At 73.0% G+C, this 22,985-nt stretch carries 22 protein-coding genes and 1 pseudogene; 13 read left to right on the top strand and 10 right to left on the bottom strand.

The features are described 5' to 3' along the window. Positions 1-14: 14 nt before the first annotated feature. The 7 genes from ACFV7Q_RS07665 to ACFV7Q_RS07695 all read left to right on the top strand — a co-directional run bounded on the left by ACFV7Q_RS07665 (position 15) and on the right by ACFV7Q_RS07695 (position 6,631). Positions 15-254, top strand: coding sequence for a CD225/dispanin family protein (locus ACFV7Q_RS07665; protein ID WP_385424867.1), 240 nt, complete (start codon positions 15-17; stop codon positions 252-254). Between the two features lie 107 nt (positions 255-361). Next, positions 362-685, top strand: coding sequence for a DUF2752 domain-containing protein (locus ACFV7Q_RS07670; RefSeq protein WP_385424991.1), 324 nt, complete (start codon positions 362-364; stop codon positions 683-685). Positions 686-840: 155 nt separating this feature from the next. Further along, a complete protein-coding gene (locus ACFV7Q_RS07675) occupies positions 841-2,583 on the top strand; it encodes an ABC transporter substrate-binding protein (protein ID WP_385424870.1) in 1,743 nt (580 codons plus the stop codon). 46 nt (positions 2,584-2,629) lie between these two features. After that, positions 2,630-3,583, top strand: coding sequence for an ABC transporter permease (locus tag ACFV7Q_RS07680; RefSeq protein WP_385424873.1), 954 nt, complete (start codon positions 2,630-2,632; stop codon positions 3,581-3,583). Then, positions 3,580-4,566: an ABC transporter permease gene (locus tag ACFV7Q_RS07685; RefSeq protein WP_385424876.1), complete on the top strand. Its 987-nt coding sequence runs from the start codon at positions 3,580-3,582 to the stop codon at positions 4,564-4,566. Before ACFV7Q_RS07680 ends, ACFV7Q_RS07685 begins: the two co-directional genes overlap by 4 nt. Continuing rightward, complete coding sequence (locus ACFV7Q_RS07690; protein WP_385424879.1) at positions 4,566-5,600, top strand: ABC transporter ATP-binding protein; 1,035 nt, start codon at positions 4,566-4,568, stop codon at positions 5,598-5,600. The genes ACFV7Q_RS07685 and ACFV7Q_RS07690 overlap by 1 nt, the downstream gene beginning before the upstream one ends. Then, complete coding sequence (locus tag ACFV7Q_RS07695) at positions 5,597-6,631, top strand: ABC transporter ATP-binding protein (RefSeq protein WP_385424882.1); 1,035 nt, start codon at positions 5,597-5,599, stop codon at positions 6,629-6,631. The genes ACFV7Q_RS07690 and ACFV7Q_RS07695 overlap by 4 nt, the downstream gene beginning before the upstream one ends. 77 nt (positions 6,632-6,708) lie before the next feature. Here ACFV7Q_RS07695 and ACFV7Q_RS07700 read toward each other — a convergent pair whose 3' ends face one another. After that, positions 6,709-8,817, bottom strand: a complete 2,109-nt coding sequence (locus tag ACFV7Q_RS07700) for a prolyl oligopeptidase family serine peptidase (protein WP_385424885.1) — start codon at positions 8,815-8,817, stop codon at positions 6,709-6,711. A gap of 99 nt (positions 8,818-8,916) precedes the next feature. Between ACFV7Q_RS07700 and ACFV7Q_RS07705 the strand changes: the two genes are divergently transcribed. Further along, positions 8,917-10,464, top strand: coding sequence for an MFS transporter (locus ACFV7Q_RS07705; protein WP_385424888.1), 1,548 nt, complete (start codon positions 8,917-8,919; stop codon positions 10,462-10,464). Positions 10,465-10,556: 92 nt separating this feature from the next. Further along, entirely contained in the window at positions 10,557-11,789 is a 1,233-nt protein-coding gene (locus ACFV7Q_RS07710; protein WP_385424891.1) for a hypothetical protein, read from the top strand. A 15-nt stretch (positions 11,790-11,804) separates the two neighbouring features. On the opposite strand, the gene ACFV7Q_RS07715 is transcribed toward ACFV7Q_RS07710, so the two are convergent. From ACFV7Q_RS07715 to ACFV7Q_RS07735, 5 genes are all read right to left on the bottom strand, one after another. Then, positions 11,805-12,353: a hypothetical protein gene (locus ACFV7Q_RS07715; protein WP_385424893.1), complete on the bottom strand. Its 549-nt coding sequence runs from the start codon at positions 12,351-12,353 to the stop codon at positions 11,805-11,807. 24 nt (positions 12,354-12,377) lie between these two features. Next, entirely contained in the window at positions 12,378-13,781 is a 1,404-nt protein-coding gene (locus ACFV7Q_RS07720) for a cytochrome P450 (protein ID WP_385424895.1), read from the bottom strand. 135 nt (positions 13,782-13,916) lie between these two features. Continuing rightward, complete coding sequence (locus ACFV7Q_RS07725; protein WP_385424898.1) at positions 13,917-14,498, bottom strand: excalibur calcium-binding domain-containing protein; 582 nt, start codon at positions 14,496-14,498, stop codon at positions 13,917-13,919. Positions 14,499-14,638: 140 nt separating this feature from the next. Beyond that, complete coding sequence (locus ACFV7Q_RS07730; protein ID WP_385424900.1) at positions 14,639-15,142, bottom strand: NUDIX domain-containing protein; 504 nt, start codon at positions 15,140-15,142, stop codon at positions 14,639-14,641. Then, on the bottom strand, positions 15,139-15,339 hold the full coding sequence (locus ACFV7Q_RS07735) for a ferredoxin (protein WP_385424903.1): 201 nt from the start codon (positions 15,337-15,339) through the stop codon (positions 15,139-15,141). Before ACFV7Q_RS07735 ends, ACFV7Q_RS07730 begins: the two co-directional genes overlap by 4 nt. A gap of 242 nt (positions 15,340-15,581) precedes the next feature. Between ACFV7Q_RS07735 and ACFV7Q_RS07740 the strand changes: the two genes are divergently transcribed. Further along, entirely contained in the window at positions 15,582-16,340 is a 759-nt protein-coding gene (locus ACFV7Q_RS07740; RefSeq protein WP_385424906.1) for a hypothetical protein, read from the top strand. Positions 16,341-16,372: 32 nt separating this feature from the next. Further along, the gene (locus ACFV7Q_RS07745) at positions 16,373-16,909 is read left to right on the top strand and encodes a hypothetical protein (protein WP_385424908.1); all 537 of its coding nucleotides are present in this window, start codon (positions 16,373-16,375) and stop codon (positions 16,907-16,909) included. A gap of 8 nt (positions 16,910-16,917) precedes the next feature. On the opposite strand, the pseudogene ACFV7Q_RS07750 reads toward ACFV7Q_RS07745, so the two are convergent. The 3 genes and pseudogenes from ACFV7Q_RS07750 to ACFV7Q_RS07760 all read right to left on the bottom strand — a co-directional run. Further along, a pseudogene (locus tag ACFV7Q_RS07750) lies at positions 16,918-17,204 on the bottom strand (aminotransferase class III-fold pyridoxal phosphate-dependent enzyme); the annotation flags it as partial. 43 nt (positions 17,205-17,247) lie between these two features. Next, a complete protein-coding gene (locus tag ACFV7Q_RS07755; RefSeq protein WP_385424911.1) occupies positions 17,248-17,421 on the bottom strand; it encodes a hypothetical protein in 174 nt (57 codons plus the stop codon). A 73-nt stretch (positions 17,422-17,494) separates the two neighbouring features. Next, complete coding sequence (locus ACFV7Q_RS07760) at positions 17,495-18,148, bottom strand: TetR/AcrR family transcriptional regulator (RefSeq protein ID WP_385424914.1); 654 nt, start codon at positions 18,146-18,148, stop codon at positions 17,495-17,497. Between the two features lie 307 nt (positions 18,149-18,455). Between ACFV7Q_RS07760 and ACFV7Q_RS07765 the strand changes: the two genes are divergently transcribed. After that, on the top strand, positions 18,456-19,130 hold the full coding sequence (locus ACFV7Q_RS07765; RefSeq protein ID WP_385424917.1) for a GlxA family transcriptional regulator: 675 nt from the start codon (positions 18,456-18,458) through the stop codon (positions 19,128-19,130). A 74-nt stretch (positions 19,131-19,204) separates the two neighbouring features. On the opposite strand, the gene ACFV7Q_RS07770 is transcribed toward ACFV7Q_RS07765, so the two are convergent. Then, complete coding sequence (locus ACFV7Q_RS07770) at positions 19,205-20,305, bottom strand: M20 family metallopeptidase (RefSeq protein ID WP_385424920.1); 1,101 nt, start codon at positions 20,303-20,305, stop codon at positions 19,205-19,207. Positions 20,306-20,795: 490 nt separating this feature from the next. On the opposite strand from ACFV7Q_RS07770, the gene ACFV7Q_RS07775 reads away from it, so the two are divergent. After that, positions 20,796-22,976, top strand: coding sequence for a YcaO-like family protein (locus ACFV7Q_RS07775; RefSeq protein ID WP_385424922.1), 2,181 nt, complete (start codon positions 20,796-20,798; stop codon positions 22,974-22,976). The last annotated feature ends 9 nt before the right edge of the window (positions 22,977-22,985 follow it).

Genomic DNA, 22,985 nt, shown 5'->3' on the forward strand with positions numbered 1-22,985 from the left:
CGCCGGAGACGTACTTGTCCGCCGCCGTCCTCGTCACGCTCTTCTGCTTCCTGCCGACCGGCATCGCCGCCATCGTCTTCGCCTCGCGCGTCTCGGAGAAGTGGAAGGCGGGTGACCATGTGGGGGCCGCCGAAGACGCGCGGAAGGCGAGGCTCTTCGTCATCGTGAGTATCGCTGCTGGTTGCATCGTGTGGCTGATCATCTTTGCCGGTATGAGCACCGACACGAGCACCACTTACATGCCCTTGCCGTGAGAGGTCTGTGCCTGCGGGTCCTCCGGCTGGTGCGACGAGCCTGCACCCCGAAGCCCGTCCGCGACGCCTGGCTCGCCGCCGGGATCTTCGGAGCGGTTGCCGTCGCCGTGCGACTCGCGGACCCCACGCAACCCGGCGGCTTCCCCTCATGCCCGTTCCGTGCCCTCACGGGTTTCGACTGTCCGGGCTGCGGCAGCTTGCGTGCTCTCCATCAGCTCACTCATGCCCATGTGGCCGCCGCAGCAGATTACAACCTGCTGCTGGTCGCGGTACTGCCGTGCGTCGCCGTCGTGTGGCTGCGAGTCGTCACCGGCAGGACCGGTCGGCGATGGCTCCCCCCGTGGATGGGACCGCGCGCGATGCTCGTCATCGTCGTCCTGTGGACAGTGATGCGGAATCTCCCCGTTCTCGGGGGAGTGCTGGCAGCCTGACGGCTCGCGGGCTGCCGGACGGCGGGGCAAGTCCCCTTGCGGCAAAGCGATTTGGACACGGCTGGATAACGGCGGGACCGATCTCTTGTCAGTGCAATTTCACATTACTATGTTACCGGTCACATCATAGAGCGCGGCCCTGCACTGGAGTGACCATGACCAAGCGCACCCAACTCGCCCTCGCCACCGCCCTGGTGGCGGCTCTCGCACTCGGCGCCTCGGGCTGCTCCGACCCCAAGAAGGCCTCCAACGGCGGCGGTTCCGCCAATCCGGCCGCCGCCAACGACGGCAAGGTGCTCGGCGGCAACCCCGTCAAGGGCGGTACGCTCACCGTCCTGTCCAACCAGGACTTCTCCCACCTCGACCCGGCCCGCAACTGGACGATGCCGGCCATGGACTTCGGCACCCGCCTGCTCTACCGCACCCTCGTCACCTTCAAGGCCGAGCCCGGCAAGGCCGGCAGCGAGCTCGTCCCCGACCTCGCCACCGACCTCGGAACCCCCTCCAACGGCGGCCGCACCTGGACCTTCACCCTCAAGGAGGGCCTGAAGTACGAGGACGGAACCCCCATCAAGGCCCAGGACGTCAAGTACAACGTCGAGCGCTCCTTCGCCCCCGACCTCACCGGCGGCCCCGACTACGCCGCCCAGTACCTCGCCGGCACCGAGGGCTACAAGGGCCCGCTGCAGGGGCAGCACCTCGACTCCGTCAAGACCCCCGACGACCGGACCATCGTCTTCGAACTCAAGCGCCCGGTCGCCGAGTTCTCCGCGACGGCCACCCTCCCCACCTTCGCGCCCGTCCCGCAGTCCCAGGAGAAGGGCACCCAGTACGACGCCCGCCCGTTCTCCTCCGGCCCGTACAAGATCGAGTCGTACGACCGCGACAAGAAGCTCGTCCTCGTCCGCAACGAGCACTGGGACCCGGGGACCGACACCGTCCGCAAGGCCTACCCGGACAAGTTCGTCGTCGTCATGGGCCTCAAGGGAGGCCAGATCGACGACCGCATCATCGCCTCCGAGGGCGCCGACGCCTCCGCGGTGGAGTACTCCAACATGCGCCCGGAGAGCGCCCCCAAGGTGCTGCCCAAGCCGGAGGTCAAGTCCCGCCTGCTCGCCGAGTCCCAGGGCTGCACCACGATGCTGCACCTGAACAACTCCCGCGCCCCCTTCAACGACCCCAAGGTCCGCGAGGCCATGCACTACGCCCTCGACAAGGAGGCCGTCATCACCGCGGCCGGTGGCCCGGCCCTCAACGAGATCGCCACCGCCTACCTGCCGCCCGCCCTCACCGGCGGCAAGCAGGCCGACACCCTCAAGGTCGCCCCGGCCGGCGACCCCGCCAAGGCCAAGGAACTCCTGAAGGCCGCCGGGAAGGAGACCCTCAAGGTGTCCCTCGCCGTCTCCACGGGCGACAAGGGCCGCGCGGAGGCCGTCCAGCAGGGTCTGGCCCGAGCGGGCGTCGAGGTGGTCATCGACACCGTCGACCCGGGCGCCTACTACGACGTCATCGGCGACCTGTCCACCACCCCGGACATGACCTTCACCGGCTGGTGTCCGGACTACCCGTCCGGCTCCACCTGGATCCCGTTCGTCTTCGACGGACGCACCATCAAGGAGAAGGGCAACCAGGGCAACTACAGCCAGTTCCGCGACGAGGCCGTGCAGAAGCGGATCGACGAGATCAACGGCATGGCCGACGCCAAGCAGGCCAACCAGGCCTGGATCGAACTCGACGCCGAGATCATGAAGAAGGCCCCCTCCATCCCGGTCCTGCTGGAGCGCAAGCCCCTCCTGATCGGCACCAACATCGCCGGCGCCTTCGGACACCCCGTCTGGACCGGCACCATCGACTACGCCACCGTCGGCCTCAAGGACCCCTCCAAGGGCCAGGGCTGAGCGGGCCCCGGCCCCGGCTCCCGGAACCGGCCAGGACCCCAAAGCCATGACCGCCACCGCCGCCCCGCAGACCGCGTCCGCACCGGCAGGGGACCTCCCCCCGGGCAGCAGCCCCTGGCAGCTCGCCCGGCGGGAACTCCGCCGCCGCCCCGCCGTCCGCGTCAGCCTCTGCGTCGTCCTCCTCTTCGTCCTGATGGCCGCCACCGCCCCCTGGCTCAGCGCCCTGGGCGGCTGGTCCCCGGAGGAGTTCGACAAGTCCGCCGTCGACCCCTACCTCGGCGGCCTGCCGCTCGGCCCGTTCGGCGGGGTCAGCCCCGAGCACTGGCTCGGCGTCGAACCCGTCACCGGCCGCGACCTGTTCGCCCGCGTCGTCACCGGCGCCCAGGTCTCCCTGCTCATCGCGTTCTCCGCGACCGCCATCGTCGTCGTCACCGGCACCGCCGCCGGGATCGCCGCCGGCTACTTCGGCGGCCGCACCGACACCGTCCTGTCCCGCCTGATGGACCTGACGATGTCCTTCCCGTCCCTCATCTTCATGATCGCGATGCTGTCCGTGGCCAAGGACGTCAACCGGATCGTCCTCATGACCGCCGTCATCGGCATCTTCGGCTGGCCCGGCGTCGCCCGCGTCGTCCGCGGCCAGACGCTCTCCCTCAAGCACCGCGAGTACGTCGACGCCGCCCGCGTCAGCGGCTCCAGCTCCTGGCGGATCCTCACCCGCGACGTCCTGCCCGGAGTCTCGGGCCCGGTCATCGCCTACACCACCCTGCTCATCCCCGGCATGATCAGCACCGAGGCCGCCCTCAGCTACCTCGGCGTGGGCGTCCGCCCTCCCACCCCGTCCTGGGGCCAGATGATCGCCGAGTCCGTCGCCTTCTATGAGACCGACCCGATGTACTTCATCATCCCGAGCACCTTCCTCTTCCTGGCCGTCCTCGCCTTCACCCTGCTCGGAGACGCCCTGCGCGACATCCTCGACCCGCGGGGAGGCCGCAGTTGATCCTCTACCTCGCGCGCCGGCTGCTCGCCCTCGCGGGCGTGCTCCTCGCCATCGCCGCCGTCACCTTCCTCATCTTCTACGTCCTGCCCTCCGACCCGGCCGCGGCCGCCTGCGGCAAGACCTGCAGCCCCGAACGCATCGCCGACGTCCGCGCCTACCTCGGCCTGGACCTTCCGCTGTGGCGCCAGTTCGCCGACTTCCTCACCGGCATCTTCACCGGCCGCACCCTCGGCACCGGCCAGTACGCCGTCCGCTGCGACTTCCCCTGTCTGGGCTACTCGTACGAGAACTCCCTGCCCGTGTGGGACCTGCTGATGGACCGGCTGCCGGTCTCCGCCTCCCTGGCCCTCGGTGCCGCCGTGCTCTGGCTCGTCCTCGGCCTCGGCGCCGGCGTCACCGCCGCCCTGCGCAAGGACACCGCCACCGACAAGGCGCTCATGGTCGGCGCGGTCGCCGCCGCCTCCCTGCCGGTCTACTTCACCTCCGTGATGCTCATCTACGGGGTGATCCGCATCGCCGGCCTGCTGCCCTACCCCGCCTACCAGCCCTTCACCGACGACCCCCTGGGCTGGGCCGCCAACCTGCTGCTGCCCTGGACCGCACTGGCCCTGCTGTACGCCGCCATGTACGCCCGCCAGAGCCGCGGCTCCATGATCGAGGCGATGGCCGAGCCGTACATCCGCACCGCCCGCGCCAAGGGCATGCCCGAACGCACCGTCGTCGTCAAGCACGGCCTGCGCTCCGGGATGACCCCGATCCTGACCATCTTCGGCATGGACCTCGGCGGCCTCCTCGCCGGCGCCGTCATCACCGAGTCCATCTTCGGACTCCCCGGCATCGGGCGCCTGTTCTACGGCGCCCTCGTCAGCTCGGACCAGCCGGTCGTCCTCGGGGTCACCCTGCTGGCCGCCTTCTTCATCGTCGTCGCCAATCTCGTCGTCGACCTCCTGTACGCCGTCGTCGACCCGAGGGTGAGGTACTGATGGCCGCCCCCGCCGCCCCAGCCACCCCTGCCGCCCCCGCGGCACCGCTGCTCGACGTCCGCGACCTGAACGTCACGTTCACCACCCCACGCGGCCCCGTCCGCGCCGTCGACTCGCTCGGCTTCACCGTCGAGGCCGGGCGGACCCTCGGCATCGTCGGCGAGTCCGGCTCCGGCAAATCGGTCACCTCGCTCGCCGTCATGGGCCTGCACCGCGGCGCCGAGGTCACCGGCTCCGTCCGGCTCGCCGGACGGGAGCTCACCGGCATGCCCGAGAAGGAGCTCTCCCGGCTCCGCGGCCGGAAGATGGCCGTGATCTTCCAGGACCCGCTGTCCAGCCTGCACCCCTACTACACCGTCGGCGAGCAGATCGCCGAGCACGTCCGCGTCCACTTCAAGGCCGGGCGGGCCGCCGCCCGCAAGCGGGCCGTGGAGATGCTCGGCGAGGTCGGCATCCCCGAGCCGGCCCGCCGCGCCCGCGAGTACCCGCACCAGTTCTCCGGCGGCATGCGCCAGCGCGCGATGATCGCCATGGCGCTCGCCTGCGAGCCCGACCTGTTGATCGCCGACGAACCCACCACCGCCCTCGACGTGACCGTCCAGGCGCAGATCCTCGAACTCCTCGCCCGCCTCCAACAGGAACGCGGCCTCGGCATCATCATGATCACCCACGACCTGGGCGTCGTCGCCCGCGTCGCCCACGAGGTGCTCGTCATGTACGGCGGCCGCGCCGCCGAACGGGCCGACGTCGACGCCCTGTTCGCCGACCCCGCCCACCCGTACACCCGGGGCCTGCTCGACTCGATGCCGCGCCTGTCCGACGGCGCCGACGACGAGCCGCTGCGGGCCATCCCCGGCTCCCCGCCCTCCCTCCTCACCCCCGCCCCCGGCTGCACCTTCGCCCCGCGCTGCCCCAAGGCAGCCGCACCCTGCACCGACGACCGCCCGGCCCTGCGGGCGTACGGGCAGCAGCCCGGCCGGTCCGTGGCCTGCCACTTCGCCGGATCCCCCACCCCCGAGGAGGCGGCCCGATGACCATCCCCACCCCCACCCCCGCCCAGACTCCCGGGACCCCCCGGCCGGCGACGGACACCGGCTCCGGGGCCCTACTGTCCGTACGCGACCTGACCATGGCCTTCCCCGGCCGGCGGACCGGGAGCGGGCGCCGCGGGGCGCCCGTCCGCGCCGTCGACGGGGTCTCCTTCGACCTGGCGGCCGGCGAAACCCTCGGCCTGGTCGGCGAGTCGGGCTGCGGCAAGTCCACCACCGGCCGCATGCTCGTCCGCCTGCTGGAGCCCACCTCCGGCACCGTCACCTTCGACGGCCGCGACGTCACCCGGCTCTCACAGCGCGCCCTGCGACCGCTGCGCCGGCACGTCCAGATGGTCTTCCAAGATCCGCACTCCTCCCTCAACCCACGCCAGACGGTGGCCCGGATCATCTCCGACCCGCTGCTGGTGCAGGGCTGGACCGCGGCCGACGCCCGCCGCCGCGCGGCCGAGCTGATGGACCTCGTCGGGCTGATCCCGGAGCACATCGACCGCTACCCGCACGAGTTCTCGGGCGGCCAGGCCCAGCGCATCGGGATCGCCCGCTCCCTGGCCACCAGCCCCCGGCTCGTCATCGCCGACGAGCCCGTCTCGGCGCTCGACGTCTCCGTGCAGGCCCAGATCGTCAACCTGATGGAGCGGCTGCGCGCGGAACTGGGCCTGGCGTACGTGTTCATCGCGCACGACCTGTCCGTGGTGAAACGGGTCAGCGACCGGGTCGCCGTCATGTACCTGGGCCGGATCGTCGAGATCGGCGACAAGCGCGCCCTGTACGAGAACCCCCAGCACCCTTACACGCGGGCGCTGCTGTCCGCCGTACCGCTGCCCGACCCGGCGGCCGAGCGGCGGCGGGAGCGGATCGTGCTGCTCGGTGACCCGCCGAGCCCGGCCGCGCCGCCCCCGGGCTGCACCTTCCATCCGCGCTGCCCGAAGGCGCAGGAGGTGTGCCGCACCGAGCGGCCGCTGCTGCGGACCGCCGCCTCGCGCGAGGTGGCCTGCCACTTCCCGGGGGACTGACGGGGATCCCGGGAAGGGGAGGGCCCCGCGGCCGACACGATCGGTCGCGGGGCCCTCCGCCGGGTCCGGCGCCCGGCTCAGCAGGCGAGTTCGCGGCGGAAGAACTCCAGCTCCAGTGCCATGAGCTTTTCCCGGGTTCCGTGCCCGGTCATGTGCGTGACCCCCGGCAGGGCCAGCAACTGGTGGGGGCGGCCGGCGTCCGTCAGCGCCCGGGACAGGCGCAGGGTGTGCGAGGGGTGGACGTTGTCGTCGGCCAGGCCCGTCATCAGCAGCAGCGGCCGGGTCAGCTTCGGCGCGTCGGGGATCAGCGAGTCCCGCTCGTAGACCTCGGGGTGCTCCTGGGGCAGGCCGAGGTAGCGCTCGGTGTACGCGGTGTCGTAGTGGCGGAAGTCGGTGGGGGCGGCCCCGGCGGCGGCAGCGTGGAAGACGTCCGGGCGGCGCAGCACCGCGAGGGCGGACAGGTAGCCGCCGTACGACCAGCCGCGCACCCCGACCCGGCCGAGGTCGAGGTCACGGTGCCGGGCTCCGAGCGCCTGGAGGGCGGCGACCTGGTCCTCCAAGGTGACCTCGGAGAAGCCGCGGTACATGGCGTGGGTGAAGGCGGGGGAGACGTACGGGGTGCCGCGGTTGTCGACGGTCACCACCGCGAAGCCCTGGTCGGCCCACCACTGGCGGTGCTGCCAGCGGCGCGGCTCGGCGCTGACGTCCTGGAAGCCGGGGCCGCCGTAGCCGTCGACGAGCACCGGCAGCCGCTGCCCGGGGACGTGGCCGCGAGGCAGGACCAGCGCGGTGGGCACCCCGTGCTCGGTGACCCGCTCCAGCAGCGGGGCCACCCGCCGGGGCAGCGGCTCCGCGTGGTCGGCCGGGGTGTACTCGCGCCCGTCGGCGGTGCGCACGGTGCGGCGTACGCCCTCCCGCCCGGCGGCGGTCAGCAGCAGCGTCCCGGCGGAGGCGAGGACGGAGTGCACGGTCGGCACCTCGGGGTCGTCGGCGAGGACGGTGAGCTCGCCGGTGTCCGGGTCGAGCAGCAGCACCTGCTGCTCGGCGGGGTCGCGCAGCCCCGCCTCGACCAGCAGCCGGCCCTGGTGGACGCCGGCGAAGCCGCGGACCTGGACGCCGTCGCCGGTGAGCGGGCGGCCGTCGACGGCCAGGGCCCGGGCGGCCCCGCCCGGCAGGTCGGCGGCCGTGAGCAGGCGCCCGCCGGGGAGCCGGGCCGGGGTGCCCGGCAGCGGGTCGACCCACAGGGGGTGGGTGGTGCGGGACAGCTCCCGGGTGCGACCGGTGGCGGGATCGGCGCCGAGCAGCAGCACGCACTGCTGGAGCCGGTCCTGGACGGTCAGCAGGATCTCCTCGGACGACTCCCACGCGGCGTCGGAGACGTACGGGAAGCGCTCGGTGTCCCAGTCGAGGCGGACCCGTCGGCCGCCCGGCCCCAGGACCCACAGCTGGACGTCCGCGTTGGGGCCGCCCGCCTCGGGGTACGCGAAGTCCTCGGGCGCCAGTTCGGGGTGCGCGGGGTCGGCGAAGTGGCGCCGCTGGAGGGCGGTCTCGTCGACGCGGGCGGCCAGCAGGGTGACGCCGTCGGGGGACCACCAGTGGCCCCGGGAGCGACCGAGCTCCTCGGCGGCGGCGAACTCGGCCACGCCCCAGCGGGCCCCGTCGTCGGGGCTGGTGCGCCCACCCGGAGCGGTGTGGAGGGCGTCGTCGGCGACGTAGGCGATGCGGGAGCCGTCGGCGTTGGGGCGGGGGTCGAAGGCGGGGCCGGCGGCGGGCACCTCGACGGGCACCTGCACCGATGCGGGGACGGGCCGGCCGTCGGCGGGCGGCTCGGCGCCGGGGTCGTACGTCACGGTGAACAGGCGTCCGTACAGGGCGAAGGCCGCGCTGCGCCCGTCACCGGAGAGCGCGTACGAGCCGATTCCGGCGGCGGTGAGCCGGGTCCGCTCGCGCAGCCGCCGCTCGGCGACGGGGAGCGGGCCGGGTGCGGGGGCGAGTTCCCGCGGGTCGGCGAGCTGTGACTCGGTGCCGGTGGCGGTGTCCAGGACCCAGAGGGCGTCGCGGTCGTCGGCGGGGCCGGAGGAGCGGAGGAACCAGAGCAGCCGACCGTCGTCGCCGAAGGAGAACGCGCGCGGGGCGCCGTACGTGAAGCGGGCCGTACGGGCGGAGAGCCTGAGGAAGTCGTCCATGGAGCGCAGTGTGCCATGTGAAATGGCACACTAGTACACGTCATGCAGCCTAGGCCATTCGAGTGGTGTGGCCCCTGGGGCAGGTCTAGCGTCGGGAGGGTGGACCCGAACGCATCGCCGGCCGACGAGGGAACCGGCGCCACGGCCCGCGGGAACGGCAACGGGCTCGCACTCTTCGTCATCGCCTCCTGCCAGCTCATGGTCGTCCTCGACATCACCATCGTGAACATCGCCCTGCCGCACATCCAGACGTCGCTCGGCTTCTCCACCGAGGGCCTGTCGTGGGTCGTGAGCGCCTACACCCTCGCCTTCGGCGGGCTCCTGCTCCTCGGTGGCCGCGCGGGCGACATCCTCGGCCGCAAACGGGTCTTCACCTCCGGCGTCCTCCTCTTCGGCCTGGCCTCCCTGCTCGGCGGACTCGCCCAGAGCGAAGGCCAGTTGCTGGGCGCCCGCGCACTCCAGGGCGTCGGCGGCGCCATCGCCTCCCCGACCGCCCTGGCCCTGATCACCACGACCTTCCACGAAGGCCCCGCCCGCAACCGGGCGTTCGGCGTCTTCTCCGGGGTCTCCGCGGCCGGCGGCGCGATCGGCGTCCTGCTCGGCGGCATCCTCGTCGAATGGCTCGACTGGCGCTGGGTGCTGTTCGTCAACGTACCGATCGCCGTGGTCGTCGCCACCCTCGCCACCAAGGTCCTGCACGAGTCAGCGCGCCACCCCGGGCACTTCGACCTCGCCGGCGCCCTGCTGTCCACCGCCGGCATGGTCAGCCTCGTCTACGGGTTCATCCGTGCGGCCCAGGACGGCTGGCGCGACCCGGTCACCCTGGCCTCCTTCGGCGTGGCCGTCGTCCTGCTGACCCTGTTCGTCATCAACGAGCGCCGCTCGGTCCGGCCGATCACCCCGCTGCACATGCTCGCCGACCGCAACCGGGCCGGCACCTACGGGATCATGCTCTTCCTCGCCTGCGCGATCTTCGGCATGTTCTTCTTCCTGACCCTGTTCGTACAGAACGTGCTGGGCTTCAGCCCGCTCCAGGCCGGGCTCGCCTTCCTACCGGTCAGCGTGGTCGTCGCCATCGCCGCGGGCGCCACCTCGCGCCTCCTGCCCACGTTCGGGCCCAAGCCCTTCATGGTGGCCGGCGCCCTGTCCTGCGCGGTCGGCCTGGGCTGGCTGACGCAGACCGACGTCCACTCCACCTACCTCGGCAGCATCCTCGGCCCGATGCTCTTCTTCGGCCTCGGCATGGGCCTGCAGTTCGTGTCCCTGACCCTGATGGCCCTGTCCGACGTCGCCGACCGCGAGTCCGGCGCGGCGTCCGGCCTGCTCAACACCACCCAGCAGGTCGGCGGCTCGCTGGGCCTGTCCGTCCTGGTCACCGTCTTCGGCACGGCCAGCCGCAACGAGGCCCCCGCCCAGCTCGCCGACTTCACGGCCACCGCCACCCCGGCACAACAGATCGCGTTCCGGCGCACCGGCCGGCTCCCGGACCCGTGGAGCGACGTGGTCCTCACGGCGGGCATCAGCGCCGCCTTCGTCGTCGCGGCCGTGTTCACCCTGGTGGGCGCGGCCATCGCGCTGTTCGCCATCCAGGTCCGGCCGTCCGACCTCGAACGCCTCAAGGGCCACCACACCCCGACGGCCGCCTGAGGGCCGAGGGCCGCCCGAGGGCCGCGGGTCACCGCGCCGCTGAGCACTTCCGCATGCGGCTCCGCGCGCCGTTCGCCACACTGGGCGTTGAAGTGAACGCTGCCCCCGCACCGGCGGAACCCGACCGGCGAGCGCGCCGTGACCGGACGCGCCTCGGCCTGCTGCCGCCGCTCGCCGCATGGCTGGTCTCGAACCTCGTCACCTGGCTCGTCGCGGGGGCATCCGTCGCCGGCGACGGCTCAGCGGTGTCCTACTGGTCCACGGGGAGCCGCCGCCGCTGGGACTCCGAGCACTACCTGTCCATCGCCAGGACCGGCTACGAGATGTTCTGGTGCCGGGAACGCCACCCGGACTTCCCCGACGTGGTGTGCGGCAACGTCGCATGGTTCCCCGGGTACCCCATGGCGGTCCGGGCGCTCACCGCCACCGGCCTCCCCTACGAGGTCTCCGCCGTGGTCGTCACCGAAGCGGCGCTGTTCGGCGCGTTCGCAGTGCTGTGGTGGCTGCTCGGCGCCCGGACCACGCCGTCCACCGGCCTCACCCTCGCCATCGCCGCGGTGTTCCCCGGCGGCATCTACCTCCACGCGATGTTCCCGATCGCACTCGGAACGCTGGCGCTGCTCGTCAGCATCGCCGGGGTGGCGCGCGGCTCCTGGGCCATGGCCGCCGCCGGAGGATTCGTGGCGGCGGCCTGTCACTTCGTCGGCACCGCCGCCGTCGGCATGCTGTTGCTGAGCGCGCTCTTCGCCTGGCACGGGGACCGCCGGCCGGTGAGGTTCGCGAAAGCCGGGCTGTCGGCGGCCGTCGCGGCCTGTGGCGTGCTCTGGGCCAAATGGCTGATGTGGCAGGCGACGGGCCACTGGGACGCGTACGAGACGATCCAGGCGATCAGCTACGGGCAGGGCAGCCTGCGCCAGCCCTTCGCCGAGATGGCCAAGGCCTACGACTTCCCCTTCCGGAGCTGGCAGTTGTCCGAGGGGCAGATGACGTGGCTGGTGGAGCAGGGCCTCGCGGCGCACCGCCCGCAGTTCTGGCTGAACGCGGCCTTCGTCCTGCTCGTCGTCGCCGCGGCCGCGCTGCGGCTCGTCCGGGACCGCCGGCTCGACGTCGCCGAATGGGCCGCCCTCACCCTGACGGTGGCGATCTACATGTTGCCGTTCTTCGCCGGCGCGGAGATGTCCTGGTACCGCAACCACGCGCAGATGTTCGTCGGGCTCGTCCTCGTCAAGAACCTTCCCCGGTGGGTCCAGGCGCTGCTGCTGCTGTGCTGCCTGGTCCAGTACGCCCTCCTGGGCGCGATGTTCTTCACCGGGGCGCTGGTGTAGCCGGCTGTCGAACGCTCAGCCGGCGAGGCCCGCGCGCAGGCGGGCCGCGTCCTCGCGGGTGTTCATGGCGAGGGCCAGCCAGGAGCCGTCGGCGAAGGCCAGGTCCACACGGGCCGGGCGGCGCCGCAGCCGGGGGACGCGGCGCAGGGTGCAGGCGGCGGCGTACTCCTCCCGGGCGGCATCGCCGCGGCCCCAGGGCGACCGGACGGTGACCTTGCCCGGTTCCGCGGTGAACGCCCCCGGCGGGTCCGCGGTCTCGGCCTGCCGGTGCGTCCAGTGGAACCCGTGCAGCGCCAGCGCCAGACGGCCGGCCTCGCTGTCCCAGTCGCCGCGCCGGCCGGGGCCGTGGAGCAGGCGCCCCAGCAGGCGGAGGGCCCGTTCGAAGGGGTCGAGCAGGGCGGACAACGCCCCCGGCAGGTCGTCCGGCGCGGCGATCAGGAACCGGAACAGGAAGAACTCCGTGCTCCACGCCCTCAGGCGCCGCTCGGCCGGGGATCCGGGCAGCATCGCGCGGGGCGGTCTGCGCGCATAGGGGGACAGCTTCCCCATGATCTCGGTGCTCACCGGCCCATGATCGCCCGACCGCGGCTAGCCGCCCAAACTCCTGATCCGGCAGCGCATCGGCCCCTCGGCGCGCAGGGTGATCCCCGCGCTGACCGGGACGTCCGTGTCCACGGCCTCGAACTCGTACGCCCGCAGCAGCATCGCCAGCGCGATCACCGACTCCAGCATCGAGAAGTGCTGCCCGATGCAGGCGCGGGGACCGCCGCCGAACGGGAACCAGGCGTACCGCGGCCGCTGGGCCTCCGCCTCCGGGGTGAAGCGGTCCGGGTCGAAGCACTCCGCGTCCGGCCAGTACCGCGGGTGGCGGTGCGTCACCCACGGGGCCACGATCACGTCCGCGCCCGCCGGGATGGCGTGCCCCGCGACCTCGGTGGCGGCGACGGAGCTGCGGCCGATGACCGGGGCGGCCGGGTAGAGCCGCATCGCCTCCTTCAGCACCTGCGTGAGGTAGGGGAGCCGCTCCAGGTCGGCGGCCCCGGGCGTACGGTCCCCGAGGACGCGGACGACCTCCTCGCGGGCCCGGGCCTGGTGCTCGGGGTGCAGGCCCAGCAGGTGCAGGGAGAAGGCGAGGGACGTCGCGGTCGTTTCGTGCCCGGCCAGCAGGAAGATCAGCACCTGGTCGCGCAGCTCGGCGGCGTCGAACTCGCCGTCCTGCGTGCTGCCGGCGGCGGACAGCAGGCTCAGCAGGTCCTCAGCCGGGCCGGCGTCAGCGGTGCCGGCCCCGCGCCGCTCGGCGATGATCCGGTCGCACACGGCGTACAGCTCGTCCATTGCTGCGGCGGCCCGCCGGTTTCCGGGCGTGGGCCAGCTGCGCGGAACGTTGGCGGGGGAGTAGCCGCGGCGGAGCACGTACTCGGTGATGACCGGAAAACACCGGTCGACGACGTCGACGGTGGCGTCCACGTCGGTGCCGAACAGGATGCGGGCGACGGCGCGCAGGGCGAGCTGCATCATCCCGTCCGAGACGTCGACGACCCCGCCGGGGGCCTGCTCCCACGCGGTGAGCGTGGCCTGCGTCTCGTCGGCGACGGCGCCGGCGTACCCGTCCACGCGCCGCTTGGTGAACAGCGGCTGCACGAGCCGCCGCTGGCGCAGGTAGTCCTCGTCCTGGCTGGTCAGCATGCCGTTGCCGAAGGAGTCGCGGATCTCCTGGTAGAAGGTGTTGTCCTTGCGGAAGTTGGCCGACTGCGCGGCCAGGACCTGCTGGGCGCCCTCGGCGGAGAACACGCAGTACAGCTCGGCCCGCAGACCGGGCGGGCCGGCGGTGACCCGTACGACGTCGCCGTGCTGCGCCCGGGCGCGCAGGTAGGTGCCGAGCGAGTCCGCCTTCAGGTCGAACAGCGAACCCAGCAGCGGGTTTCCCGCGAGCGAGGGTACTTCCGCACCGGCCGTCCCGTCCGCCCGTGCCCGTGATTCCACTGCTGCCATGGCTGAGTCCCCTCGACACCGCGCACCGGCGCATCGACGCACCGACAGGCCGATTCTGCACGTTCCCGTCCGTGGCGGCGAGGGCCGCCGGGCCGACCGTCGGAAACCGGCCACCGACTGGCCGGTACCGGGCTCCTACTTGTCACAGGCGACGCCGTCGTTGTCGCGGTCGAGGGTGCGGCTGTAGCCCGGCTGGCCACGGCGGATCGGGGCGGCACCCGCGGCCTTCGCCTCGGCGCAGCTCTTGTACACGACGGAACCGCCGCCGGAGGTGACGGGCGTCGAGGCCGCCGGCTTCGGGGCGGAAGCGGTGGGGGTGGCCGGGGCCTTCGACGGCCGCAGTGTCGCGCCCGCCTGTGCGGGGCAGGGCGTGCCGGGCGCCACCAGGGACAGCTCGACGGCGGTGGCCGGGGTGACCGGGCTCTGCGCGGCCGGTGTCTGGAAGCACACGGACCACTGGGCGTGGTCGGCGGCGAGCTTCACGTCGACGTACGCGCTCCGCGCCTCGATCGGGGCGGTGACCAGCTTCTTCACGGCCGTCTCGGCATCGGCCGACTTCTGCCCGACCAGCGCCGGCATGACCGGCCCGGTCGCACTCGGCGCGGGCGCGGCCGGGGCTGCCGCGGATGGCGCGTCCGCGCCCTTGCGCTTCCCGGCCGGCGCGGGATCCTGGCAGCCGCTCACCAGTGCGGCGACCGCCCCCACGGCCGCTGCCACGGCAAACCCCCGACGCTGGAACATGACCGGCCCCCCAAGATCGACGCAGTGCGCAACCGCCGCAGAGTACGCGCACCCGCCGCCGCAGCGGGACGCCTTTTCAGGCCAGCCGCCGCCGGCCCCGTCCGCCGGGCCGGTCCTCAGTCCTCCCAGTCCCAAGTGTCGAAATAGGTGGCGGTTCCGGTGCGGCGGGCTTCCATGGCGGCTTCGAGCCGCGCGAAGTCCTGCGGCGGCATCAGGGCCCGCCACTGATCGAGCGGCAGCGCCCGTACGTCGTCGTGTTCGGCCGGGTCGAGGGTGATCGCCCGGACCTGCTCGGAGGTGAGCCGGCCGCCGTCGAAGACGAAGCCGATCGTGCTGTGCGGCCACTTCCTGCCGGGCAGGCCGAAGACCGTGGTCAGCAGCCGCGGGGGGCCGTCGTGGACGATGCCGGTCTCCTCCCGGCACTCGCGCAACGCGGTCTCCCAGGGCCGCTCGCCCTCCTCCATGCAGCCGCCGGGCCACTGCCACGGGTGGCTGCGCGAGTACACCGCCCGCAGCTGCACCGGCCGTTCCCGCTCGTCGGTGAAGAACAGGCAGGCGAAGGCGGTCGCCTTGGGCAGGGTCTCGGCGAACTCCTCGGGCGGCAGCCAGACGGAGGTCACGCGCCGGGAAGGGTGATCGCCTGCACGGGACACGCCCGGGCGGCCTCCTTCAGCATCGGGTCGCCGCCGCCGTCCTCCTGCCCGGGAATCACCATCCCGAACCCGTCGTCGTCGCTGGTGAAAACGGCGGGCGCGCGCAGAGCGCACTGGCTGCTGCCGATGCAGACGTCGGTGTCGATCCTGACCCTGTCGGACATGGATCCGGCCCTCCTGGAATCCCGGTGCACGCGGTCGCATGCGCGCTGCTCATGATCGCCGCCGGGGGCGGTCCGGACCGGCGCGTCGCCCCGACTATCACCCCTTCGGACGAGCGGGGGACGCCCGCCCGGCGCCACAATCCGCGGGCGCCCGCTGGTGTCGGGACCTACGATCGGCCGCGGGGGTGGTGCGAGCGATGTGGTCGTGGCGCAGGAGAAGGCACCGGGCAGCTGCCGAGGCGGTGCCCGACACGGCACGGCCGGGGCGGCAGGAGCCGGAAACCGACCCGTGGCAGGACTGGCTGGACCGCTCGCCCGAGGCGGTCGCGGTCCGGCAGTGGTGGCGGGACGCGGCCGAGCAGATCGCAGGGCTGGGCGAACAGGAATACTGCGAGCGGCTGGGCGAGCTCCTCTCCCGGCTCGCGCCGCGCGACTTCGCGGCGCTCGGCCTCGGCTGCACCCGCCGGGTCGACCGCGCCTGCCGGGAGCCGCAGACCTGCTCGAAAGACCACGTACCGCCGCCCGAGGGCGGGCGGCCGCTGCTGCGCCACGGCCCGGTGGCCGGCGCCTGCAGCAGCTTCACGGACTGCTACAGCCGGTTCGCGGTACGGGCCACGTTCACCGCCGACGACCGTCACCGGGCGGTGAACGTCGAAGGCCGGTGGTCCCGGGTGATGCTGTGGGTGGACGGGGTCCGGGTGGAGGCGCCGGGCTTCCTCGAAGCCTCCGGCTACTGGGTGGACGGCCGCTTCTTCGTCGCGGAGATGGCCGCCCCGGACGACCACCCGTTGCAGGGGCACTACGCCATGGGCACGATCGCCGTCCTCTCGCTGGTGATCCACGACGTCGCCACCGCCTCCACCCACATCGTGGACCCGGAGCCGCACGAGAACTGGTCCGACCCGGTGGCCGAGCTCCGCGACGGCGAGTGGCGCTTCTACCCCACGCGCGAGGCCCGCGACGCCGACCGCCCCGACCGGACCTCCACCGCCCTGCCGTGATCCGATCGACCCGTCGTGGAGGGAGAGAGACCATGATCACCAAGGAACGCGCCGTCGAGCTCGTCGAGTCCTTCCTGGCCGAAGAGCTGCCGAGGTGGCGTTGGGCGGGCTCTCCCCCCACGCCGGAGCTCTACCACGTGGAGGAACGCCCCGTCGGCTGGCTCGTCTTCTGGCGCTCGGCGGAACAGGCCCGCCGCCCCGTCATGACCGGCAGCTTCGTCGGCGGCCACTACCTGGTGGACCGGTACGACGGGAGCATCCACCACGTCCCCGCCGTCTGGTGGGACGACGAGGACTGGGAGGACCAGTACCTCCTGCAGGTCAAGGGCACCAGGCGACCCGATCCGCTCGCCGCTGCAGTTCGCGCGCTCGTGCGCTCCGCCGGCGCCGTGGCCGCGATGGGCCACCTGCGCAAGCACGCCCCGCGGCTGGGCCTGCAGGGAGCGAGGGCCTACGTCGCGGCCGTCCGGGACGGTGCCGAACCGCCGGAAGAACTGGCGGGCCTCACCCGCGAGGAGAAGCCGTCGTCCCCTCCGCCCGTCGAAACGGTGGCCGGCCCGGTCCGGTAGACGTCCGGCTGGAGCGGATCCGGTGTGATCTCCGCCAGCCGGGCGGCCAGTCGGACCACGGGCTCGTGCGTGAGCCCGCCGAACACGACATGGCTCATCCGTCCCCACCGGGTGCGTACCGCTTCGTCGAGTACCGGGTGGTCGTGTCCGTGGACCGCGGACCACCACGAGGACATGCCTCGATCAACTCGACCGCCTCGCCGACCGGTTCGGCGAGGCGCAGCCGGACGTCGGCGGCGGAGTCGACGGCCAGGGGATCGACCCGGCCCGGCACGGGGCCGTGGGGATGCCGCACGTGCTGTTCGTCCGAGGCGAGGAGGCGACGGGTGTCGAGGGTGTCAGATACGGGGCACCGGGTCCGTTCCCACCCGTACGGCGCCCGGGGCCGCAAGGTGGTCGAGGGGGACGGTCAGTGCGCGCAGGAACACCTGGCGCAGCATCTCCGAGGTGTCGTAGTCGGTGGCGCAAGCGGGCGCCTCGGTGTGGTCGTCGACCGTGGGGTCGGGGGTCATCTCACCTGTCTTTCCGTGCGGGGGAACGCGGCTGCGGACGTCGGTACCGGCTCCGTCCCGAGTGCGGGCGTGGTCACGGGCCCGCCGGACCCAGGTGGGCGTCCAGGGCCGCCGTGACGAGCCGGTCGAGCGGGTCGCGACCCGGTGCACCGTCCGGCTCCGGGGCGCCGAGGGTGAGTTGCAGGCTGCCCCACGCCCACAGTTGGGCGATGCCGTGCAGGTTCGACCACAGGGCCGCGGCCGTCACGGCCGCCTGCGCGGGCGCGTCCGACCCGGCGGGCCGCCGTGCGGGGTCCTGTTCCGTCCTGCACCGGGCGACCAGGGCGACGATGCCCTCGAACAGCGGGATCGTCGACTCCCGCAGTCGTCGCTCGCCGGAGGCGTGCTGATCGCTGTCGAGGAGGTCGTGCCGGAACATCAGCTCGAACATGCCCCGGCGCTCCAGCGCGTACCCGACGTACACCTGCGCGACGGCCTGCAACTGGGCCCGCGGCGATGCCGTGCCGGCGATCGCGGCCCCGACCCGGGCGGCGAGGTCCTCGAAGCCGCGCCGGGCGATCGCGGACAGCAGGGCGTGGTGCGTGGGGAAATACCTGCGGGGCGCCCCGTGCGACACGCCCGCCCTGCGGGCGATCTCGCGCAGCCCCAAGGACGCGGAGCCCTCCGTCAGTACGAGATCCACGCCGACGTCGACCAGTCGTTCCCGCAGGGAGCCCTCAGTGTCCATGGACACTGTCTACCAGACGTTCGTAGACAGTGTCTGTGTCTACTGCTGCTTGGCGGGGTGCCGTGCCGTCGGCCCCGAACGGGGCGCCGTGGCCGGGCACGATCACGTCCGCAGCGGCAGCCCAGCACCCGAAGCCGGGAGGCCCGCAGCCCCTCGCGGTCCCCGCGAGCCGTGTGATGTCCTCCCGGCTGTGCCCCGGGGATGCGGACCAACCGCGGGGACGGGTGGTGGTGGCTGAGCACCACGTCGGTGATGTCGTCGGGTCCGAGGCCCGCACGGGCAGGAAGCGCCCGGCTTCGACCCCGCCGTGTGCAGTGACCAGCCGGGGGCCGGCCCCACCGACGCCGGCGTGCCGCTGACCCTCGCGCACGGCCCCGGCCGGCCGGCCGCCGCCGAGCTCGTGATCGTCCTGCCGGGTACCGGCTTCCACGCGCCGCTCGGCCCCGAAGTCCTCGCCGCCCTGGCGGCCGCCCACGAACGCGGCTCGCTGATCGCCGCCCCCTGCGTGGGCACGTTCACGCTCGCCGCCACCGGCCTGCTCGACGGCCGACGGGCCACCACCCACTGGCGCTCCGCCGGGCTGTTGGCCCGCAGCCGTCCGGACGTCACCGTCGAACCCGATGCCCCGTACGTCGACGAGGGGCGGATCGCGACAGGGGCGGGAGCCGCCGGCGCCGGCCTGTGCCTGCACCTCATCAGGCGCGAGCACGGAGCCGCCGTGGTCAACCACATCGCCCGGGACGTGGTGCTGCCCTCGCACCGCGACGGCGAACAGGTCCAGTACCTGGCCGTCCCCGTCCCCGAGGAGGGGCGGGACGAGCGCCCCGCCGACGTGCTCGCCCGGGCCCGCGAGCACCTCCACGAGCCGCTTCCGGTCGCGGAACCGGCCCGGCGCGCCGTGATGAGCAAACGCTCCTTCGCGGCCCGTTCGGCGACGCCACCGGCACCACCCCGCACGCCTGGCTGCGGGAGCTGCGGCTGAGCAGCGCGGAGGACCGCCGCTCCTTCACCCGCACGACCCGTCCGGCCGGACGGGCCCGCGCCGGGACGCGGTTCTCAGGTGCTCTGGAGGGCGGCGACCAAGTCGGCCAGCAGGTAGGCGCGTTCGGCCATGGCGTCGACGACCACGTACTCGTGGTCGGCGTGGGCGCCGCCGCCGACCGCCCCGAGGCCGTCGAGGGTGGGCACGCCCAGGGCGGCGGTGAAGTTGCCGTCGCTACCGCCACCGACCGCGCATCCTTCCAGGCCGGGCAGCAACTTCTGGGCCAGGGCGAAGAGTTCGGCTGAGGCCGACTCCGGCATCGGGGGCCGGCCGATGGATCCCTCCACCGTGATCTCCGCCCCGTCGAGGTGCGGGGTCAGGGCGGCGAAGGCCGACTCGACGCGCTCCTTCTCGTCGTCCGACTCCACCCGCACGTCGACGGTGACGGTCGCCTCCGCGGGGACCACGTTGTCCAGGGTGCCCGCGGAGGCAACGGTCGGGGTGACCGTCGTACCGATGCCGGGCCGGGCGAGGGCCGCGATGTCCAGCACCTGGTGCGCCGCCTCGACCAGGGCGTTGACCCCGGCGGCGGGTTCGAGGCCGGCGTGCGAGGCCCGGCCCGTGATGGAGACGTGGAAGGAACCGCAGCCCTTGCGACCCGTCTTGAGACCGCCGCCGTCCGCGGCACCCTCGACCACGAGCACCGCCCCGCAGGCGAGGGCCCGTTCCTCGATGAGGGCCCGCGAGGAGCGCGAGCCGACCTCTTCGTCGGCCGTCACCAGGATCTCCACGCCCGACCGGTCGTCCAGGGCAGCCAGTCCGTGCACGGCCTGCACCAGGCCGCCGAGCATGTCGAAGACCCCGGGGCCGGTCGCGTGCCCGTCCTCGACGGTGAACGGGCGCCGCTCCAGGGTGCCGAGCGGGAACACCGTGTCGTGGTGGCCGAGGACCAGGACCTTGGGCTCGCCGCCGCCCGACCAGTGGACGTGCGGCCCGGCCTCGCTCTCGATGAGGACGGCATGCCCGCCGAGGCGGCTCTCGATGACGCCGGCGACGGCCTTGGCCGAAGCCGTCAAGGCGTCGGGATCGCGTGACGGGGACTCGGTTTCGACGAGCGTCCTGAGGTCCCCGAGCATCGCGTCCACATTCACACGGCCTGTCTTCTGCGTCGTCATGCGCAAAGCCTAATCCGCGCGCCCGCTGAGCCGGTCGAGCGCCGCAGCGGGCGTACGACCGCCCGGCGGCAAGGTCGGCCCGCGGGGCCGCCGACCGCGATTGCCCACGCCGGCCGCCCGCGGCGGAACTGCGCGCCAGTCCCGGCAGGTTGCACCTGACGTATTGCCGCACCGGGCCTCCCGTGCACCGTGCAGTATCCATGAAGATTCGTGAGGAATGCACCTGGGCAGCGCCGGTGAATATCCGTAACGTTTTTCCCGTCACTGACACCGAAACGGGAGGTATTCCAATGATCTCGACCGTCAAGGCCAACGTCGTCACCGCCGTCGTGCACAACCGTGCCGTCGTCCACAACCGTGCGGTCGTCCACAACCGCGCCGTCGTGCACAACCGCTCGGTCGCCAAGTGACGGTGACCTTCTGAGGTCATTCGACCACGGTCCCGGGTTCCCCCCGGGACCGTGGCCCTTTGCATAAGGAGTCAGTTTCCATGGGGGCTGATATGCCGGCGGACGAAACCGCTTTGGAAGTCGTGGGCGTGGAGGTGTACGACCTAGAACAGGATCTGTGCTTCCTCGCCACCCCGAACGGTGGGCAGTTCTACATTTCCGCCCCTCCATCCGATTTCCGCGCGTGGCTGGCGCTCTGCGACGGAACCAGGACCCGCAGCGAACTGCTCGCGGGAATGCCCTCCGAATACGCCGAGGTCCTCGACGTCCTGCGGCACGACGGCTGCCTGCGCCCGGCCACTTCCACCCTCGACGTTGAGCGGGCGGCGCGCCTGGCACGCACCACGGTCCTCATCACCGGCGCGCCCGAACTCACCGCCCCGCTCGCCCACGCGCTGGGCACCACCGGATACGCACACGTCGGGCCGGCCCCGGAGGACCTGAACGCCGTCGACGTCCGCGACACCGTGCTCGTCGCCGCCTTCTCCCACCCCGCCCACCTCGAACTGAGCCGCATCGACGAACTGTGCGCCCGGCTCGGCCTGCGCTGGCTGCCGCTGCGTCACGAACGAGGCCGGGCAGTCCTCGGCCCCGCCATCACCCCCGGCACCACGGCGGACTTCGCAGACGTCCTGGACCGCCGGCTCGCCGCGGCGCACGACCCGCGGATCGTCGAGGCCGTGCGGACCGCGCCGCAGCCCGACGGCCACCGGCTCCGCGACGGCGACGTCCGCTGGACCCTGGCACAGCTCGGCACGTACCTGGAGCGCTGGGTCACGGGCGAGGCCGCCGTCGACGAGGTCGAGCTCGATCCGCGCCGGCTCGACCGGATCCGGCGCACCGTCCTGCCGGTTCCCACGCGGCCGCGGCCCGTGGTGCGCGGCGACGCCGAGGCGGACCTGCTCGTCGACGACCAGGTCGGCGTGGTGACCGGCGTCCAGGAGCTGGCCCCCTTGCCGGGCATGCCGGCGCGGCTGCGGGTGTGCGCGGTGGACGTCGCCGACATGCGGCGCGTCGCGGACTGGCCCAACGACCGCCAGGCGTTCGGCACGTCCTGGTCCGACTTCGACGCCGCCCGCCGCAGCGCCGTCGGCGAGGCCGTCGAACGCTACTGCGGCAGCCGGCTGCCCGAGGACCGGCTCCGATACGGCAGCCACGCCCAGCTGCGCAGGGACGGCGTGCCCGCGCTCGACCCGCGCCGGCTGCACCTGTACTCGCAGCGGCAGTACCGCAGCGCGGGATTCCCCTTCGCACCCCTGACCGTGGACGCGGAGTGCGCCTGGGTCGAGGGCCGCTCCTGGACGACCGGCGAGCCGGTGTGGGTGCCCGCCTTCCTGGTCGCCCACGGGGAGCACGACCCCGTCGCCTACTCCGACCCGCTGGTGGCGGGCGTGGCCTGCGGCGTGAGCGAGGAACACGCCGTCACCTCGGGACTCGAAGAGGTGATCGAGCGCGACACCACCATGCTGTGGTGGGCCAACGCCGCCCGCCTTCCCCGGCTGCCGGTGACCGACCGGATCCGCGAGCTGGTCGCGGACAGCCAGGACGCCTACGGCATCACCCTGATCCCCCTGGACAACGAGTTCGACGTCCCGGTGCTCGCCGCGGTCGTGCGCGACCGTGCCACCGGGTGGCTGACCATCGGCTTCGCCACCCGCCCCGACCCGCAGGAGGCGGCGGAGAAGGCCCTCGCCGAAGGATTCACGCTGCACCACACCTGCCACTTCCTCGACGACGACAAGGCGCTGGAGGACGGCCGGGCGGAGCTGCCGCACCTGGGCAACCTCAAGCCGTACCGCGCCGACTGGCGCTACCTCGACTCCTACCGGCCGGACTTCAGCGACGTCCGCGACCTGCTGTGCCAGCAGCAGGTCCACCTCGACCCGCGGGCGGGACAGCGGGTCGCACCCTGGGTCCAGGACCTCCCCGCCCGCCCCTGGGACGGACTGCCCGCGCTCCCGCAGCGGAGCCTCGACGCCTACCGCGAACGGGTCGAGGCCCGTGGCTTCGAGGTCATCAGCGTCGACCTGACGACCTGCGACGCCGAAGCGGCGGGGTTCAACGCCGCCCACACGATCGTGCCCGGCCTCGTGTCCAACTTCCCCGCCGGCACACCCATGTGGGGCGACGGCAGGATCAGCCGTGCGGGGGTCCGGCTCGGCTGGCGGTCGCAGCCGCTGCCCGAAGAGGAGTTCAACGTCTTCCCCCTACCCCACGCGTGAGGGATTCCG

The sequence above is a fragment of the Streptomyces sp. NPDC059851 genome, from assembly GCF_042732005.1.
GTDB lineage: Bacteria > Actinomycetota > Actinomycetes > Streptomycetales > Streptomycetaceae > Streptomyces.